We start from the raw sequence: 19699 nt of genomic DNA on the forward strand, positions 1-19699 counted from the left end.
TCTCCTATGAAAAAGTTCCTTCAAACCATCTTTCTTTTTGCAGTAGCAAGCAATCCAATATTTGCCCAGGATAAGCAACCAGCTAAGCGGCCAAACATCATTATTATTTTGGCCGATGATATGGGCTACTCGGATATAGGCTGTTTCGGCTCCGACACGCAAACGCCCAATCTTGATGCGATGGCGAAAGGTGGTTTGCGCATGACCCAGTTTTACAACGCATCGCGCTGCTGCCCAACCCGCGCGTCGTTACTTACTGGGCTTTATCAGCATCAGGCCGGGGTAGGCGATATGGTAAACCACCGCGATGTACCGGCTTACCAGGGCTACCTGAACCAAAACTGCGTAACCATAGCCGAAGCGCTTAAAGAAGGTGGCTATAATACGCTGATGGCAGGCAAATGGCATGTGGGTACAGACCCCTCGCGCTGGCCGGTTAAACGCGGTTTTGATCATTACTTTGGTTTGATAGACGGTGCAAGCAGCTATTTTACTCCAACCATGCCGTACCGCCCTAATCAAAAGCTTACCATTGCTTTAGATGATAAGGAATATACACCGGGACCAAACTGGTATTCAACCAATGCTTATGCCGATTATGCCCTTAAATTTATTGAGGGTAATAAAGGTACAGGCAAGCCATTCTTTTTGTACATGGCTTTTACCAGTCCGCACTGGCCAATTCAGGCGCTGCCTGAGGATATTGCCAAATACAAAGGCAAGTACCTGAAAGGTTGGGATAAACTCAGGCAGGAACGGCTTGAACGTCAAAAGCAATTAGGTATCATTCGCAAAGATGAAAAGCTTTCGCCAAGGGATAAGAGCGTACCGGAATGGGATAGCCTTACTCCTGAAGAAAAAGAGCAGTTTGATACTAAAATGGCCGTATACGCTGCGATGGTTGACCGGATGGATCAGAATATAGGCCGCATCAGGAAAAAACTTAAAGAGCTGGGCGAGGATAAAAATACGGTGATCATGTTCCTGTCAGACAATGGGGCCAGTAATGAAACTATTGCCGGACCGGGTTTTACCTCCGAGGTACTGGCTGCAAACAGTAAGCCTGCAAGTGATCCAACATCTTTTACATCGTACGGGTCATTAGGTGCCAATGTGAGCGATACGCCTTTTCGCTTGTTTAAGCACTGGGAATATGAGGGCGGCACAGCTACCCCTTTTATAGCTTATTTCCCCGATGTGATTAAGCCGGGGGCAATAGTCAATAAACCTGCCCACATTATCGATCTGATGGCTACCTGCCTTGATCTGGCCGGAGCAACTTATCCCAAAGTTTATCATGGCAATAGCATTACACCCACGGAGGGTATAAGTCTTGTCCCGGTATTTAAAGGCCAGAAGTGGCAAGGACATAACGGGCTGTTTTTTGAACACGAGGGCAATCGTGCTGTAAGGAAGGGCGACTGGAAACTGGTATCGCAACGCCCCGAAAATAAATGGGAACTCTATAATATCAGCACGGACCGCTCCGAGCTAAATGACCTGAGTGTCCAATACCCTCAAAAAGTAGCTGAACTTGAAGCAATGTATAGCGACTGGGCCGCCCGTGCTGGTGTTGTGGAGTTTGATAAGTTAGCAAAAGCGAAACGTGAATAATTAAAAAGTATAGACTGGCTTTAAGTTTGTGTATTCCCGCTTTTACCAATGCCAATGTTTTAGCTCAGTTCCACATAGTACCGTTAATGCCCATCCACAAACCAATGAAATAACGATGGCCCGCCGCCCCTGTTTACACTGCTGCTATCGGTGAGCCGTCTATTTTTTTATTTCGATAAGCAGGATTACAGCCGGTGGTGAGGTAGAGGAACTGCAATTATCAATTTGTTGTTTTCATGGTGATGTTATTATCACAAAAAAAGGTGATTTTCTTTTACTGCGAAGCCGGGCTCTGCCCGGAGGAAGATAACTGACGTTGTGCTTGGGTTTACTTTTAACAGGTGTCGTCTTATCCGTTTACTACTTCGCCGCCGTTTACATGGATTACCTGACCTGTAATAAAGGAAGAGTCGTCTGAAGCCAGGAAAACATAGGCGGGACCAAGCTCAGAAGGCTGTCCGGCACGTTTCATAGCCGTTTCACAGCCAAACTTTTTGATCTTTTCTTCGTCGAAGGTGGATACAATAAGTGGGGTCCAGACCGGTCCGGGCGCTACGGCGTTAACCCGGATCCCTTTTTCTGTCAGGTTGGTAGCCAGTGATCGCGTAAAGGTAGTGATAGCGCCTTTGGTTGATGAGTAATCAATAAGCGAAGGCGAAGAACGATAGGCGGTTACCGAAGTGGTATTGATAATGCAATCGCCTGCATGCATGTGATCTAATGCAGCTTCTGCAAAATAAAAATAGGCAAATATATTGGTGCGGAAGGTAACATCCAGTTGTCCGGGATCAATTGCCCTGACGTCTTTTTGCGGGAATTGCATACCTGCATTGTTCACCAGGATATTGAGTTTACCAAATTCTTGTATGGTTTGTTGTACCGCGTGTTTGCAAAAGGCCGGGTCTTTTACGTCCCCTTTAATAAGCAAGCATTGCTGGCCTGTTAATTCAACCAGGTCCTTTGTGATTTCGGCATCTTCGTCCTCCTCCAGGTAAACGATGGCCACATTAGCACCTTCCTGCGCAAAATGTACGCTTACCGCGCGGCCAATTCCACTATCGCCCCCGGTAATGAGGGCTATTTTTCCTTGCAACTTTCCGGCAGCTTTATAGTTGTCTTTAATGTATTCCGGAGCCGGATGCATCTTTGCTTCAATACCTGGCTGCCTATCCTGCTTTTGCGGTGTTTCTTCTTTGGTTATCATAGATTCTTTTAAAAAAGTGTTGTTGTTGAGTTGACTAACGAAAGCCGGAACACAGACGCTTATTGAAAGTTGTTTAAACTTTCTTAAAAAATCGTTAGCTCTAAAGCTTTCGAAAAGGGGGGGAGTTAGCGGCATTAAAAATGCCTGGGCAACTGTTTAATAAAAGCCGTCATCAGCAGGATGACGGCCGGTAGTTTTTTTTAAGTATTTCAGGCCGTTTTATTATTATCAGGATAAATACTCCATTGCGCCACGCCTTCGGGCTCAGAGTCCTTTACTTCGGTGCTTTTTTCCTGGCTCATTTGCTTATTCAGCTTTTCGGCCTGTTTAAGTTCCCTCGCCTTATCGTCTTCCAGTTGGGTGAGGCCCTGTGTTTCCCTGACGTGCTTTACCGGGTCAGCTATGTAAATAAATTCTTTTTCCAAATCGGGCATTTCGCCTTCGTTCCACGGGCCGTGAACGTCGGCACCATTAGACATATTGAAATACTGCTGGGTAAAGCGTGGATCGGCTGCCAGTACCCCTGGTGGAAAGTTCGGCTGGATATCGTTTAAAGCCGCTTCAAACATCTTGTAATGCGCCACTTCACGGGTCATCAGGAAAGACAGTGTTTCGTGAATGTAAGGATCATTGGTGAATTTCATCAGGTGTTCATAAACCAGCTTGGCGCGTGACTCTGAGGCAAGGTTACTGCGAAGATCGACGGTCAGGTCGCCATTTGAATGGATATAACTTGCACACCATGGTATGCCCTGGCTGTTGCGGGGCGTAACACCGCCGCCTGTAATAACGCCAAACTGTGGATTGGCGAATACTGCCTGGTGAATAATATCTTCTTTGGCAGCTTTACCATTCAAAACCTGCATGATCTCGGAACTGTCGGCAGCATTCTTAAGTTCGCCATTAACGCCTTTGAGGAGCATTTGAATAGTGGCGCCCACGATTTCAAGGTGACTGAATTCCTCTGTGGCGATATCCATCAGCATATCATATTTGTCGGGGTACGGCACCTTGGCACCAAAGGCCTGCGTGAAGTATTGCATGGCTGCGGCCAGTTCGCCGTTCTCTCCGCCAAACTGTTCCAGCAATAAATTGGCAAACCGGGGATCGGGGCGCGATACGCGCGCGTTAAATTGTAGTTCTTTTACATGGTGAAACATAACATTTGATTTTGGTAGATAGTGTTATGATACAACCAAGGGTAGTGTTTTATGTTTTATAATTTAATAAATTTTTTTAATATGAAATAAAAGTGATCTATTTTACCAATCATTAATATGATTACTGTTTCAATAAACTGCAAAATTTGAGCATCGACTGCGGAGTAATGCTCCAGTTAGGTGCTTTAATATCACCCCAGGCTTTGGGGTTGTCATATAAATTAAAGTAGCAAACGCCAAAAACATGAGGGTTCGCATTTATTGTTTCAGCGGCATCGGCAAGCCATTTGTCCTGGAAGCTTTCTGATCCCTTTACACCGAATTCGGTTATGAACAAAGGCTTATCAAGAAATCTCATCCGAAAATATTTTCGGTTAAATATGGTGCTGAAGGCTTCCTGCTTATCCTGATCGGTAATGTTTTTATCCGGCAAACCGTAAATGGCTATACTGATATAATCTACTACATCGCTTCCGGGCCAAAAATCCGCCGAGCCCCGGTCGCCGGCAGGTCCCCAAACCTTTCTGACATTTTTGCCCGGTCCTCCGTCAAACTGCATAAAATATCTGAAGGCATTGATATAAGTAACAGGGTCCTGGCTTTGCCACTTGTACCGGTGGATAGGGATCTCCATTTCATGCATCCATCTGAGATAAACGATGTTTTGTGTGGCAGAAATTATATTAAATAATTTTTTAATCTGTTTGTTATAACGGCCGTTTAATATACTTTCCATAACAGCAGTATCCGGTATTCCGCTGGTGTCACGCCATGGCTCCATAGTTACAATAACTTCATGGTGACGGTTAATGACCTCCGAAAATTTTTTTTCAAAATCGCCTCTTTCAACTTCGCCCCAATCTGTAAAAAGATGTTCTACACTAATTCTTGGTTGATTGAGCAGTTTTTTATTTGGGTCAAATACCCCAATCTTGAGCGAGGCCCTTACCGGCTTTTTAGCGGCACTATCCGCGTAGTTGTCGGCACTGTATACGGTATTCCGGTATTTTATAAAATAGTCTTTTTGTTCGTTTAGCCAACTGTATTTAAAAGGTGTTTTTCCGGTATTATTGTCTATGATCAATACCGGTTTGTCTATAAACCTTAAGCGATGAAGCTTATGTTTTAACATATCAGAAACCGTACTGTCTTTTGGATAAAAGTGGGTGGTATTTTCTGATTGGCTTCCAAGTGTTATACTTACATAATCAACGGTCTTATTTCCGGGCCAGTATTCGGTATCGCCGGGATAACCAGACGGACCCCATATGATTTGTGCCTTTGGGGCAATCATTTTAAATTTTTTTGAAAAATAATTAAATGAAGTAATATAGTCTTTAGGCGATTTATATTGCCATGGAAATACGCTGGCCGGTACTTCCATGTCAGGATTCCAGCGGATAAAAACCTGATGGTGACTTTTTGCCGCCAAAACAGCCAGTTCATGAATCTGCTTATCAAAACTACCATTGAGCACTTCAGTTAAAACGTTGTTTTTATAATCTACACCTTTAAGCCAGGTTTCCACGGTGATTAGTACATCATTGTTAGCCAAAGCTGTATCCACATTGCCCCGGCTTGACCTTATAGCCGTATTTTTAAACACTGCCGTGTAACAAATAATAGGTTTGGCCGGTAAGGTATCACTTAAATTCCTGCGGTTAAATATGCCAACCACTTGTTCGTTGCTGCGGTAGTAGTTGTTTGTAAAATAATCACTGCGGAAAATTTTAATGCCCCAAAAGGATATAACGAGGATTATACCTAAACTGATCGCTAAATAAATCTTTACGGACTTTTTTTTCATTGACGATTAATTTTGAAAAGGGGTATTTAATGTTGCGTAGTCAACAGTTACATTATCGCCATCGGTTGCAACAAGGTACAGCCTGTATCTGTCGTCATTTTTGGGGATTGTAACGTATACATCCGGACTGCTTCCTACCTTTTTCATGCCGGTTGCATTGCCCCAATTATCTGTTTTGACAAGATACCATTCAAATTTCAATCCGGTTTTTAAATAGGCAGCGATGTTCCAGTGGCCGTAGGAAAATACCAGGGCGTTATAGCGCAGGGATGCCCCCGGAGTAGTTGTTAATGCAGGTTTCAGTATTTTAATATCGGGCAAATTATAGATAGGTGTATTGCCATTCCAGTTCTTGCTTATTTTATAAAGGTAACGTTTATTTCTGCCCCATACGTCTTTTAAACCGTCAAACGTGACAGCAGTGCCGCTTTGTTGATCCTGCCAGTTAGCGTAAAAAATTCCGCCGGAATGCTGTACACCTTCGAGTGCGCCGGGATCAGTGCAACTGAAAAAATAAGGTATTTTAAAATCAAGGCTAACATATTTCAATGACTGTTTATTATCAACAATTACTCCGAAAGCATCAATTGCCGGTATTTGCTCCTTTAATATTTGCATAGCAGGGTTGAGTGTGGGTGAGGATAAAAGGTCGATGGTTAATGGCCTTGTTGGGTCTTCATGTTTAATTTCATTTACCAAACGTTTTAACAAATTGATATAATGCTGTTGGGCCTGGTACAACTGTGGCCCATGATAAAATTGGGATAGTTGCTGGTAGGTACTATTGCCTAAGTTCCAGGCACTGATGTTAGGGTTTGATTTATTTTTATTTATGGTGTTAAGGATGATATTGAATTGCTCGTGCAGGTAGGTGGTGTCATTAATGAAGCTTGATGGGGCAGGCACCCAGAAGCTATAATTAATTTTTAAGCCCTTTTGTGCGGCTGCTTCAAAAATTGAGTGGTCGTAAATATTAGGTCCATATATTTTTATTGTATTTATCCCCGCTTTTCGAATGTCTTCAAAATCATTAACTATCATTTTTTTGGTTAGCGGAGCTATGTTCTTGTACCAGTAGTTTCCTTTAGAGTAGATTACGCCTTTTACTGAAGAAAAGAATGGAGGGTTTACTGATAAACGTTTTTGACCGGTGACTGGATCTTGTTCAATAATATTTATCGAAGTATCTGAAGACGCTCGCGAAGTGCTATTGTAAAGTCGCGATTGCCTGATCAATTGCGATAACCCGGTGGTGTCTGATGAAGAGATGAACTCTGCAAAAGACTTTTTGCTATTATCATTGTTAGCATCGAAACCACGCGCAACATTAAAGTTTGCATCTTCATCCGATTCCTGAGAAGCATATATGCAGATGCCAACCACTAATATGCTAAGTATCAGGCTAACTTTCCTTACACCGAAATATATCTTTCTTCTTAACAGCCAAAAAAATATTTTAACATGCTGTATTTTTGAAACGACCGTAAATAATGTGGCATGTTTATCCAGGTAGGCCTGAAACTTGAGTTCTGAACTTGCGATAAGCATAAATATCATGAACATACAATTCAGGCCAACGATGCCGGACATAAAAAGTGTATAGGGATTCCAGTCGTTGTAAAGGCCGTAAATAATAGCTGCGATGGATACAGCCAACACTACAATATTGGGTAAGTTGTTTTTTAAATTTTTTTCATCTTTGATATCCTTGGGGGTTGCTATGTAAGGAACGTTCTTCCTGATAATAGTATAGACAAAACCTAATATAAAAACCCACCATGTACCTATGAGCAGTAATCCTCCCACCACATGAAACCCCCGCTCATTATCCTCCATTACCCATTGCTGAACAAAATGCCTGATCAGAACTACTGAAGTTATAAAAGGAACACTGATAACTAAAAACTCAGAAAAGTCCATCCTTAACGGAAAAGCATCTGTGAACAGGGATATAACCGGAATTGAGAAATTAATAAGAAATACAAAACCAGATAAGTAAAATAGAGGTAAAAGACCGTAATGAAGTTTCTGCCGCCAGTTGAATTTTCTGAAAAGTTTAACGTAGGAAGTCACAAGAAGCTCAAAAACACCCCGCGACCATTTCAATTGTTGCTTATAATAAGCTGACAAAGTAGCCGGAACCAGGCCCCGGGTCAGTACAGCGGGTACATAAACGGATTTCCAATTGCGTGCATGGAGCTGCATTGCCGTATGCATATCTTCAGCCAGCCCGGCCGCATGTCCGCCAATGGATTCCAAAGCTGTTCGCCTGAAAGTACAATTGGCGCCTATAGCCTGCACAGTGCCATAACTGTTCATGCACATCATCATCGGGCCGTAAAACTGATAGGTTTGTTGTGCCGCGCCTTTAGCTATCCATCCAATGTCATGATTGTAATAGGCCTGCACAATTTGCACATAACCAATTTCCGGGTTATCAAAATGAGCTATTATCGGATCCAGAAATTCGGGTACGGGTATATGGTCGGGATCAAGAATTACACATAGTTCGCCTGATGACTGGGCTAATGCGTTATTAATATTGCCAGCTTTGGCGTTGATTTTTTTAGTTCTTGTTATGTGATGAACGCCCAGTTCTTTACAAACTGATTTCAGGTAAGGGTCATCGGCCTCGTCACACAAAAAGGTTTCATGAGGATAATGTATAGCCTGAATTGCAGTAAGTGTTTCAACAATCATTTCATATGGTTCACCGGCGCAAAACGTGGTAAATATGTCTACCGTATATTGTTTCGTTATGGGTAAAGCAGGCGGAACGCTTATTGACCAATAATGATACCACTCATATATTACCTTAAAAAAGGTATAAACAAAGGTTGATATTAATAGCCAATATAGTGGCCGATAACCAATAACTGATTGTCTGAGCAGGCTATGTATAAAAAAAAACATACAAAGCAAACCGATGATAATCATCAGCCTTAAATAAAATAATTGCCGTTTGGAAGGTGGTTTTATAGTATTGTTCATGGATTCTTTAATACATAAAAGGGAGTGTTTGAGGTAGCAAAAGAGCCCTTTTGATCATATACATAAACCAATAAGCGGTAAGGGCCTTCTGTGGCGGGTACTTTAAACTTCAAGTCCGGCCCGCTTTGCCCGATTATTAAATTTTTAATCTCTTTTGGTTTCTTTTGGTTAAAAGCGCCATTGGGTTTGAACCAATCCTCCGCAAATATTTCCCATTTAAATGTTAAGCCGGTGGTGTCCGGATCTTCGATATACACTTTGCTGTTTATTGTTATGCCAGGCTTAAATAAGATATTGTCCCTGGCTCCTTTTCCATCTACCAACATGTATTTCAAGACAGGGGCCTTCTTAGGCGCTTTTTGCCCCGTCCAGATATAATGCATCACCTGAACGGCCTCGGTTTCAGCGCCATTTTCATCAAACATACTGAACCAGGTTGGGGTTAGTTCCTGTTTTTGCCCCCAATAAAATACCATCGACCCCAGAAACCTGGAATTATTAACCGGCATATACTTTTCATAGGTTGAAAGATATTGCTCTGCCTTTTTTGTACTGGTATTTTCAATATAAGCCCCCCATGCATTTTGACTGTCGGCGGTCCAGGGACCTTCAATTCCCCATTCTGTTATTAAGAACGGGCCATCCCAAAACCAATTGAATTTCTGAAGATCTTCATTTAAAGTTTGGATCGAACCAAAAATATTGAACGAGATGAAGTCAATCTTGGTCCGTAGCTTAATATTGACAATGTTTTTCTTTTGAAAGGACATAATGGTTGTAGTAACCGGGTGCTGCGGATCGTCCTGGTGGATCATGTTGACTACAGCATTAAATATGGTATAAAACTGATTGTATTTCGGCTTGTAAGGGAATGCAAGCTCATTGCCCACACACCAGCTCAGAAGCGCGGGGTGATGCTTAAATCTATTAACAATCCCGGCAATCTTGCTCACATGGGCACTGGCCTTCGAGGTTTTATAAAAGTCATCTATACTTTCGCTTGGAGGCATTGGCAACCCTGCTATTACAGCTAAATGATGTGCCTGCGCCGAATCCAAAATACTTCCTAAATTTAAGGTATCCCAAACCCTTATCGTATTGCCTCCTGCCTCGTTTAATCGTTTTAAATTGGTAAAACCGGAAGCTCCTTTTATGAAAAAAGGCTCACCATTACGGTACAGTGAATATTTGCCATTCTCATTTTTGATGTAAACTCCATCTTTATTGACATTACGAGGCTGTGATCGATTACAAGATAAAGAGAAGAGACAAAGTATCAGACAGCTAATAATTAATCGTAAAAGAGGACATCTCATAAATAGTAATTCGGTTCATTTAAAAAAGCAAACGATATTTTTGTAGTTATATATAAAACTCTTAGTTTTTGAATAAAAAGAAATTCCGACTGCAGGTTTTGGTTCATGTTGCGAATATTCAAAAAATCATGTAAATATTGACTGTATACGGAAAGTATAATTAATTGTTTATATGTAGACCAGGAATTAACAGGAGGAGGCCATGGGTTAGCAGATACACCTTACCGCCGGCATGATTGGGGGCCATTTGCAGGATAAATTACCCGAATTTATCGAACGTAAAGGTAAGACGGCAAGAAATGATGTGTATATTGTGCCTGATAGCTTAAATCGTCAGTGCGCGTTTTACCAACGGCAAATTAGGCGCGGGCAAATACAAAAATACAGATACCTGTGAAACCGGAAAAACATGATTATGATGCAATAATAGTAGGCTCGGGGCCAAATGGCCTTGCTGCGGCGATATTGTTGCAACAAAACGGACTTTCGGTATTACTGCTTGAAGGAAAAAGTACTATTGGCGGCGGTTTACGTACTGAAGAACTAACCCTGCCTGGTTATAAGCATGATGTTTGCTCAGCTATTCATCCGCTGGCAGTTGGTTCGCCATTTTTTGAAACACTGCCACTGCATGAGCATGGCCTTGAATATATTTATCCCACAATATCTGCAGCGCATCCCTTTGATAATGGAACGGCTGCGGTACTTAAAAAATCCGTTGTTGAAACTGCCAATCTGTTAAGTGCCGACAAGGATACCTACATTAAACTGATGGCGCCCCTGGTAACTTCGTGGCCCGGTTTGGCGCCTGATGTTTTAGGTCCGCTTACTTTTCCCAAACATCCTGTCGACCTGGCTGCTTTTGGGCTGGCTGCTTTAACTTCAGTAAACTATTTGGCCAAGCGCTTCAAAACTGAGGAAGCCAAAGGGCTTTTAGCCGGGATGGCTGCTCATGGCATTCTACCATTAACAAATCTTACCACATCGGCAATTGCTTTAGTGTTGATGGTTAACGGGCATCTAAAAGGCTGGCCGGTGCCTAAAGGTGGCTCGGTAAAAATAGCGGAGGCATTGGCGTCATACTTTACATCTATAGGGGGCAGGATAGAAACCAATACCTACATCAATAATTTTGATCAGCTGCCATCGGCAAAGACAATTTTGTTTGATGTTACGCCAAAACAACTGTTGCAAATTGCCGGACATAAATTTTCATCATTGTATAAATGGCAACTGGAACGTTATCGTTACGGAATGGGTGTTTTTAAAGTTGACTGGGCTCTTGATGATGTTATTCCGTTTAAAGCAGGAGAGGCCCGACAAGCAGGAACGGTACATATTGGGGGTACGCTGAAGGAAATTGCTGCGTGTGAACAGCAAATCTGGGACGGTTTGCACCCCGAAAAACCATTTGTACTGCTGGCCCAGCAAAGCCTTTTTGACAATACCCGTGCACCCCAGGGCAAGCATACCGCCTGGGCATATTGCCACGTTCCCAACGGATCAAACAAAAACATGACCGATTTTATCGAAAAACAAGTGGAGCGTTTTGCCCCTGGTTTCCGCGAACGCATCATAGGCAGGCATACTTTTAACACAGAGCAACTGGAAAACTATAATCCCAATTATATCGGAGGTGATATTAACGGCGGGGTAATTGACATTGGCCAGTTGTTTACCCGGCCGGTATTGCGCCGCTCACCATACCGCACATCGGCAAAGGGGATTTATATCTGTTCTTCATCCACACCGCCGGGAGGAGGGGTACATGGTATGTGCGGCTACCATTCCGCCAAACGCGCTTTAAAAGATGTATTTAACATCAGCATTCAATCATAATTATTAATCAAAGCTGAGGAGTCGCAGCAGCTCTTCATACCTAAAATGATGTTAGGCTTCGCAAAGCCGTGCGCCACCTCCCCGGTATTATTTAAACAACAAATAATACAGGCAAAGCATCGTTGAAACTTGCTTGAAACAGCCCCTTAGGTGTTTCAACGCCACGGTTATCTGGTTTTCAACCGTTCGTTTGGATATTCCTAAGCGGGCGGCAATTTCCTGGTTACTTAGGTTTTCCATGCGGCTCATATAAAATATTTCCTGGCAGCGTCTGGGCAACTTCTCCAGGTAATAACTCAGTTCCTGTAACAACTCCTGATTTTTGATCCGGAAATCACCCTGGTTGTAGTCGGGGAAAAGGCCTGCTTCCAGATTATCTAACTCCACAATTACCGGGCGTTTTACCGCGCGCATGCGATTATAAACCTGGTAGCGGATGGCCGAGAGCAGAAAATTGGGAACAGATTCTATGTCCAGTTGACGCCGGCGATCCCAGATATTCAGGAAAACATCATGTACTGCTTCTTCACTATTTTGACGGTCTTTCAGGTACCGGAAGGCAGTCTTATATAATCTTACCCAATAACGGTCAAAAAGTACGGCGAACGCGTGCTCATCGTTATTACGTACGGCAAGCCACAGGTCCTGATCACTAATATGAGAATTGTACATACAATTGGTTGGATAAAATTAGGAAAAGCCGATCAAAATTATTTAACCTTTAAGCCTGGGCGTGAAAAAAAAATAAAAATGTATGTGTGTGCCGGTATAAAATTTACACTAACACCATATAAACCTGCAATTGCAACCTGATGATAACTAAGAACGAGTTCCTTGCGCTGTATGAAAAATACATGAGCGGCCAATGCACCGATGCTGAAAAACAGCTATTGGATGCATATTGCGATGAAATGCAGTTAGCCGACGAGGTTTGGGATGATGAAGAGGTAAGTGAAGCAGATGTACATGCGCGGATTTGGAAAAAATTAACTGAAAGCAGACAAAAGGCTATTGTCATAAAACCTCTTAAACAAACGAGCTACAAATGGCTATGGGCGGCTGCTTCATTAGTTGCTATAGCTGTATTGGCTGGCTTGCTGTTTATGCCTGTTAAAAAGGATAATATCACAGGTACAATAGTTAAGAATACTATAACAACCATACTCCCTGGGAGCAACAAAGCATATCTCACTTTGGCCAATGGCAATAAAATATTACTTGATGACGCCAAAAATGGGCAGCTGGCGGCAGGGGCTGGTGTAAAAGTAAGCAAAGCAGCCAACGGTTTAGTGGTTTATAAATTTGACAGAAAGCCAAACGAACAAGGGCAGGCAGGCATCCCACAAATCAATACCATCACCACGCCGCGTGGCGGCCAATACCAGGTAGTATTGGAAGACGGCACCAAGGTGCAGCTTAATGCAGCATCGTCAATCAAATTCCCGGAGTATTTTACCGGGGCCAACCGGGAAATTGAATTAAACGGTGAAGCCTATTTTGAGGTAGCAAGGGATAAAGCTCATCCATTTATAGTTAAGGCCAACGGTACGCAGGTGCAGGTATTTGGTACCCATTTTAATATTAATGCTTATAGCGATAATCAGGATATAACAACTACTCTGCTTGAAGGCTCGGTTAAGATGAGCAAAGGCTCGGCAGCAGTAATGCTTTTGCCTGGCCAACAGGGAACTGTAAACCAAAATGGTTCATCAATAAAAGTACAAAAGGCCGATGTTGAAGCTAATATGGCCTGGATTAACGGCTTTTTTATATTTCATGATCAAAGCATTATAAATATCATGAAGCAGATAAGCCGCTGGTATGATGTAGATGTTGAATATCAGGATGCCCAGGTTCAGGAAAATGAATTTGGCGGTACCATCTCAAAATATAAAGACATTAAAGAATTGCTTGATAATATCAAGCTTACCGGTAGTATTCACTATAAAATTGAAGGAAGGAGGGTTATCATTATGAAGTAACCTAATACTTCCATAATGCTATCCCAAAAAGAAAGTAACCAGGAGCGTTCGCACCGCCCCTGGCTCAATGCTACGGATAGCAATCAGGTCAGTTAACGATCATTTTTTCTCACAACCAGTTATTTAACCTAACATTCAAATGTACAAAAATTCTACTGCATTAAAGCGCGGGCAGATACCCCGTGCCGTATCCAAATTATTTCTGATCATGAAATTGTCGTTCTTCTTGTGTCTGGTTTCGATACTTCAGGTAAGTGCCTCAACCACGTTTGCGCAAAGGATAAGTCTTAGTAAAAATAACGCTTCGCTTGTTGAAACGCTTAAAGACATCCACAGGCAAAGCGGATATAGTGTGCTCTACAATTCCAAAATGCTAAAAAAAGCACTTCCTGTAAACGTCGACCTTAAAGATGCGGGATTGGAAGAAGCTTTGCAGCAATGTTTCCGTGATCAGCCTTTTAGTTATGTAATTAACAATACCACCATTGTAGTTACCCCCAAACCCGCCGAAAAGAAACCGGTACAGGTTATAACGATTACCGGTACGGTAAAAGATCAGAAAGGCGTGTCTTTACCGGGTGTTACATTAAAGGTTAAAGGTACCAACACGGGTGTACAAACCAATATTGATGGCAATTATACTGTTACTGTGAATGACAATAGCGCAGTGTTGGTATTCAGCTTTGTGGGTTTTGTTACCCAGGAGGTATCTGTAGGCAATCAAACCAAAATTGATGTAACGCTTAAAGAGCAAACATCGGCACTAAACGAAATTGTAGTGGTTGGTTACGGTACACAAAAGAAAGCAAACCTTACAGGTGCTGTATCATCGGTATCCGGCGAGACATTGAATAAACGTCCTGTTGTTAACACTGCGTCTATGCTTGAAGGTCTTGCACCAGGCGTGCAGATTAACACAGGCTCAGGCGAGCCTGGAAATGAGGCTGTATCTATCCGGATCCGCGGTAACAGCACATTCAGTGGCGCCGGTTCTGATCCGTTGGTATTGATTGATGGTGTTCCCGGTAACTTTAGCGATCTTAACCCAACCGATGTCGACAATGTATCTGTTTTGAAAGACGCTGCATCTGCGTCAATATACGGTTCAAGGGCCGCCAACGGCGTGGTGCTTGTAACCACCAAGCAAGGTAAGGCCGGACAAATGTCTGTTAATTACGATGGTAACTTAGGATACAACAGTCCTACCAAAATGTTTAAACTGGTGACCAATTCTGCCCAATATATGGAGATGTTTAACCAGGCACGCATCAACAGCGGCACAACAGATCCTAACTCACTTTATCCGCAGGACCAGATCGATCTGTATCGTAACGCTACAGATAGGGCACGCTATCCTAATACCGATTGGCTGAGCCTGATATTCAGGACTGCTGTAACACAAAACCATAACCTGACATTTAACGGTGGCAGTGAAAAAACTACTTATAACGTGTCATTGGGATATGTTAACCAGGACGGTATTGAAAGGGGCTTTGATTATAAGCGATATAGCGCACGGATCAATCTGACTTCAAAGATCAATGATCATATAAAATTCGGCACTAATGTATTGTTAAAATCAGGCACCAGGGGTGCTGTAGCCGGTAACCCTTCATCACCAAGTCAGTGGGATGGTTCATCTATGGACCTTTTCCTTTCGGCCATGTCGCAGGCACCTACTTATGGTCCATATTTAGCTGATGGTAGCGGGCGGTACACCTACAAAGCTTATGACTTTGAGTATAACAATAAAAACCCGATAGCTGTACTTGATCAAAACTTCAGAAGGATCACCAATGATTACGCTGTAAACGCTCAGGGCTGGTTTGAGGTGCAGTTTACTAAAGATATTTCCTGGTATACTAAAGGTGCTGTGAACTTTAACATGGATAAGTACAAGGACTTTAAAGCCACGTTGGATGAGTATAATTTCCGCACTAATCAACTGGCAACATCTCTTGACCTGGGTAAAGGTTTAACAGATCAGGACGAGCAAACCGTATATACCAACCTGTTCAGTTACCTGAACTATGCACACAATTTTCATGGGCATAATATTAAAGCACAATTTGGTTATAGTATTGAGCAAAGTAAATATCAGTACTTATCAGGTTACCGTAAAAACTTTGCCGATCTGGACCTGCAGGAGTTAAACGCAGGTGGTTCTGATATTCAAAACGCAAATGGAACCAGTAACCAATGGGCCTTAATGTCTTATTTCGGTCGTGTAAATTACGACTATAAAGGGCGTTACCTTTTAGAGGGCAATATTCGTGATGACGGAAGTTCAAAATTCGCCGGTAAAAACAAATGGGGGGTATTCCCATCGTTTTCAGCCGGCTGGAGGGTTACTGAAGAGCCTTTTGTAAAAGCCATGAATTTAACCTGGCTGGATAATTTCAAATTAAGAGGTTCATGGGGACAACTGGGTAATCAAAATATAGTAATGAACGGCTATGGTGCCAACTATCCATATCAGGCTTTATTAAACTTTACCGGCAATTATTCTTTTGATAATTCGACACTGTTAACTGGCGTAGCTCAGCAAAACCTCAACAATCCGGCCATTAAATGGGAAACCACTACTATGACCGATATTGGTTTGGATGTTACCATTTTCAAAAACTTTAATTTAACCGCCGATTGGTATAATAAAACAACATCTGATATTTTGAGGCAGGCACAGGTTACCGCAGCTGTGGGCTTAAGTGCACCTACCATTAATGACGGATCGGTAAATAACAGGGGTATTGAGCTTGGTATATCGTACAATAATGTAATAACTGATGGCGCTTTAAAGGGCTTAGCCTTTAATGTAGGCGCAAACGTTGATCATAACCGTAACAAACTGGTGAAATTTGGTCAAACGGAAATTGGAGATTATACCATCAACCAAAACGGGCAGCCGTGGAACTCATTCTACATGCTGCAGGTTATCGGGATCTTCCAGTCGGCAACAGAGGTAGCTAATTCCCCCAAACAGTTTTCTGATTCTACCTTACCGGGCGACTTAAAATATAAAGACGTAAACGGCGATGGTAAAATTGATCAAAATGACCGTACAATAATCGGTGGTGTTTATCCAAAATTAAACTACTCATTTAACTTATCGGCCAGCTTTAAAGGCTTTGACTTATCAGCCATGATGCAAGGCGTTTACGGTGTTAAATCTTATGTATCAGGTTGGGGCACAATACCATTTGTACAGGGATCTTCACCAACTACCGATTGGTTGAACGCCTGGACTCCTGAACATCCTTCAGCCACTATGCCGCGTCTTTATTTCGGGCAAAGTGCACCGGATAAAATAGGCCGCAGGTCATCATATTTCCTGCAGGATGCATCGTATTTGAGGCTTAAAAACCTGGTGTTTGGTTATACCCTGCCGTCACAGCTTACTAAAAAAGTAGGTATCAATAGGTTAAGGGTTTATTTCGCGGGCGATAACCTGTTAACCATAACCAATTTTAAAGGCCTTGATCCTGAGCGTTATGGCAGCGGAGACCAGGTGCAGTACCCGCAAAATAAAATCTACTCTTTTGGTTTGAACGTTTCCTTTTAATTAGCCCACATGAAAAATCGAATTATAATAACCATCATATTAATTACATCGCTGTTTTTAGGCGCATGTAAAAAGGCTCTTGATCTAAACCCCAATGATCAGATAGCCACTTCAACTTTCTATAAAACGAAAGCAGACTTTGACGCGGCTTTGGCAGCGGTTTACGCTTCCCTTCAGCCAGAAGAATTTTCCTATGGCATGGGCTTCAGGGATGGCTTTACTGATAACGGCTACAATCAGTTTAATTCGGGTGCTGCCAAGGATTTTGTGCAAGGCAACTTTAACCCCACTACAGGTGGTTATGAAACTGCCATTTATAACGATAGTTATATAGGTATTACAAGGGTAAACCTGTTTTTGCAAAATTTAGGTACTTATAAAGGTTCAGATATATCTGATAGCCAGCGTAAGGTGTATGAAGGCGAAGTAAGGTTTATCCGGGCTTTTCTATACTTCCAGTTATATAGCATATATGGTGATGTACCATTGGTTGTGGAACCGCTTAACCTCAGCAATCAAAAGCAACCTAAAGTACCTGCGGCGCAGGTGCTTGCCCAGATCATTGCCGACCTGGATTATGGTATTGCCAATTTGAACGCTGCAGCTTATTATGCTAACGGCGGCCACGCTGCAGCTTCATCTGCAAAGGCATTAAAGGCAAGGGTTTTGTTATTTGCAGCATTTGGCAGCACTGGTACGCCTGATGCCGCCATGCTTACACAGGTTAAAAACCTATGTCTTGATTTGATGGCACAATATAAACTGAGTACCAACTTTGAGGATGTTTTCAGGGATGCAACTCAGAAAAATAATACCGAGATCATGTTTTCGGTTAACTTCCTTGCGCCAAACAACACAGCTCCGTGGGACATGTATTACGGCGACTGGGATGCCTGTGCGCCTATGCAAAATATGGTAGATGCCTACGAGTGTACTGATGGACAACCATATGGCACTTCGCCATTGACCGATACCAAAAATCAATTCAAAAACCGCGATCCGAGGCTGGCCGAAACAGTATACGCCGATTCGGTTTATTTTGGCCCTGGCAAAGTTCACCATCCTTCAAACCTGAGGCCTACAGGCTACGGAATTATCAAATTCCTTGAACCCAATAATATCCCTTACGGCTTTTCAACCCTTAGCCAGCAGGATGCGGTTATACTGCGTTTAGGTGAGGTGATGCTGATGTATGCAGAAGCTCAAAATGAAATTGCCGGCCCTGATGCAACAGTTTATAAAGCTATGGCCGATTTGCGCGCAAGGGTAAATATGCCGGCTTACCCGGCCGGGTATACCAAAGATCAGATGCGTGAACGCATCAGGCACGAACGCCGTGTTGAGCTTGCTTTCGAAGGCTTGCGTCACTATGATCTGTTAAGATGGCATATTGCCAGCCCGGTACTTAACGCGGTAAAAACCAGCCTTATCAATTATCATTTTGAGGATAAGTTTTACCATTGGCCGCTGCCTCAAACAGAAATTGACAAGAGCGGAGGCGTACTTATACAAAATCCGGATTACAAATAACAACCGGATCTTAAAAACCAGAGGCGGCCTGTCAATGAAGCGCATGCCAAAATCTGGACAACAGTCTTAATTAATCATGTGATGAGCCCAGTATTTATCGGGCTCATTCCTTTAGTTTGAGTTTGACCCATTCCAAAAGCTTTTAACTGTATAATTCCGTACTTTATATAAAAGCTAAAAACAGAATGCACAAGGCCCAAAGTTTAATGTGTTGATTATTAATATTATTTATGCAGCTCAATGATGTTCAAACCTGCCGGTGACCTTGTCTATCCTGATCTTATAGACGATCAGGTCGATCTTGTCGCCAATATCATACTCATTTGCGGTTATACCATGGGAGGGATGGTCTGTAGCATGTTCCACCAGTGGCATAACCCGGTGGATCAGTAACTGCATTGTCTGCTCTTGTTCCGCTATGTCTGTAATTTCTTCAAATGTACCCCAGGCTATGACACTTTTCCAGCTAAAGATGTTTTTTATATCATCAACTTCAAAACAAACTTTAGGGTTTTTTCGCATCATTTCAATTTTCTTTCCCGGACCGGAATGCGCATAGATTACGCCGTTCTTGTATACATAGTTAACGGGTACGATATACGTGGTGCCCTGGGCATGACACCCTAAACGGCCGATTACCTGCCGGCTAAGCAACGCTTCAATTTCCGGTTGTTCCAATTTTCCTAACATAACG

12 protein-coding genes are annotated in these 19699 nt (G+C 42.6%); 5 read left to right on the forward strand and 7 right to left on the reverse strand.

The genetic code is table 11. The features are described from left to right. The first annotated feature begins 6 nt into the window (after window positions 1-6). The gene (locus tag BLS28_RS06280) at window positions 7-1614 is read left to right on the forward strand and encodes an arylsulfatase (protein ID WP_091163587.1); all 1608 of its coding nucleotides are present in this window, start codon (window positions 7-9) and stop codon (window positions 1612-1614) included. Window positions 1615-1963: 349 nt separating this feature from the next. Here the strand turns inward: BLS28_RS06280 and BLS28_RS06285 are convergent, their stop codons facing one another. From BLS28_RS06285 to BLS28_RS06305, 5 genes are all read right to left on the reverse strand, one after another. Continuing rightward, window positions 1964-2818, reverse strand: coding sequence for an SDR family oxidoreductase (locus BLS28_RS06285; RefSeq protein ID WP_091163589.1), 855 nt, complete (start codon window positions 2816-2818; stop codon window positions 1964-1966). Between the two features lie 209 nt (window positions 2819-3027). Then, window positions 3028-3978 carry a manganese catalase family protein gene (locus BLS28_RS06290; protein WP_091163592.1) on the reverse strand — a complete coding sequence of 317 codons (951 nt, stop codon included), beginning with the start codon at window positions 3976-3978 and terminating at the stop codon, window positions 3028-3030. A 121-nt stretch (window positions 3979-4099) separates the two neighbouring features. After that, the gene (locus BLS28_RS06295) at window positions 4100-5785 is read right to left on the reverse strand and encodes a glycoside hydrolase family 26 protein (protein WP_091163594.1); all 1686 of its coding nucleotides are present in this window, start codon (window positions 5783-5785) and stop codon (window positions 4100-4102) included. 6 nt (window positions 5786-5791) lie between these two features. Next, a complete protein-coding gene (locus BLS28_RS06300; RefSeq protein ID WP_218134366.1) occupies window positions 5792-8485 on the reverse strand; it encodes a glycosyltransferase family 2 protein in 2694 nt (897 codons plus the stop codon). Window positions 8486-8772: 287 nt separating this feature from the next. Then, the gene (locus tag BLS28_RS06305) at window positions 8773-9786 is read right to left on the reverse strand and encodes a glycoside hydrolase family 2 TIM barrel-domain containing protein (RefSeq protein ID WP_091163599.1); all 1014 of its coding nucleotides are present in this window, start codon (window positions 9784-9786) and stop codon (window positions 8773-8775) included. A 699-nt stretch (window positions 9787-10485) separates the two neighbouring features. Between BLS28_RS06305 and BLS28_RS06310 the strand changes: the two genes are divergently transcribed. Beyond that, window positions 10486-11931: a phytoene desaturase family protein gene (locus BLS28_RS06310; RefSeq protein WP_091163602.1), complete on the forward strand. Its 1446-nt coding sequence runs from the start codon at window positions 10486-10488 to the stop codon at window positions 11929-11931. Between the two features lie 87 nt (window positions 11932-12018). Here the strand turns inward: BLS28_RS06310 and BLS28_RS06315 are convergent, their stop codons facing one another. After that, window positions 12019-12603 (reverse strand): RNA polymerase sigma factor, encoded by a 585-nt coding sequence (locus BLS28_RS06315; RefSeq protein WP_091163605.1) that lies wholly within the window; start codon window positions 12601-12603, stop codon window positions 12019-12021. Between the two features lie 140 nt (window positions 12604-12743). On the opposite strand from BLS28_RS06315, the gene BLS28_RS06320 reads away from it, so the two are divergent. The 3 genes from BLS28_RS06320 (at window position 12744) to BLS28_RS06330 (ending at window position 19005) form a co-directional block, all read left to right on the forward strand. Then, window positions 12744-13913, forward strand: a complete 1170-nt coding sequence (locus BLS28_RS06320) for a FecR family protein (RefSeq protein WP_091163608.1) — start codon at window positions 12744-12746, stop codon at window positions 13911-13913. A gap of 139 nt (window positions 13914-14052) precedes the next feature. Then, the gene (locus BLS28_RS06325; protein ID WP_143020705.1) at window positions 14053-17475 is read left to right on the forward strand and encodes a TonB-dependent receptor; all 3423 of its coding nucleotides are present in this window, start codon (window positions 14053-14055) and stop codon (window positions 17473-17475) included. Window positions 17476-17484: 9 nt separating this feature from the next. After that, window positions 17485-19005: a RagB/SusD family nutrient uptake outer membrane protein gene (locus BLS28_RS06330; RefSeq protein WP_091163611.1), complete on the forward strand. Its 1521-nt coding sequence runs from the start codon at window positions 17485-17487 to the stop codon at window positions 19003-19005. A gap of 237 nt (window positions 19006-19242) precedes the next feature. On the opposite strand, the gene BLS28_RS06335 is transcribed toward BLS28_RS06330, so the two are convergent. Beyond that, entirely contained in the window at window positions 19243-19695 is a 453-nt protein-coding gene (locus BLS28_RS06335) for a pyridoxamine 5'-phosphate oxidase family protein (RefSeq protein ID WP_090525181.1), read from the reverse strand. Between the last annotated feature and the right edge of the window lie 4 nt (window positions 19696-19699).

This window comes from Mucilaginibacter gossypii (assembly GCF_900100945.1).
GTDB classification, from domain to species: Bacteria; Bacteroidota; Bacteroidia; order Sphingobacteriales; family Sphingobacteriaceae; genus Mucilaginibacter; species Mucilaginibacter gossypii.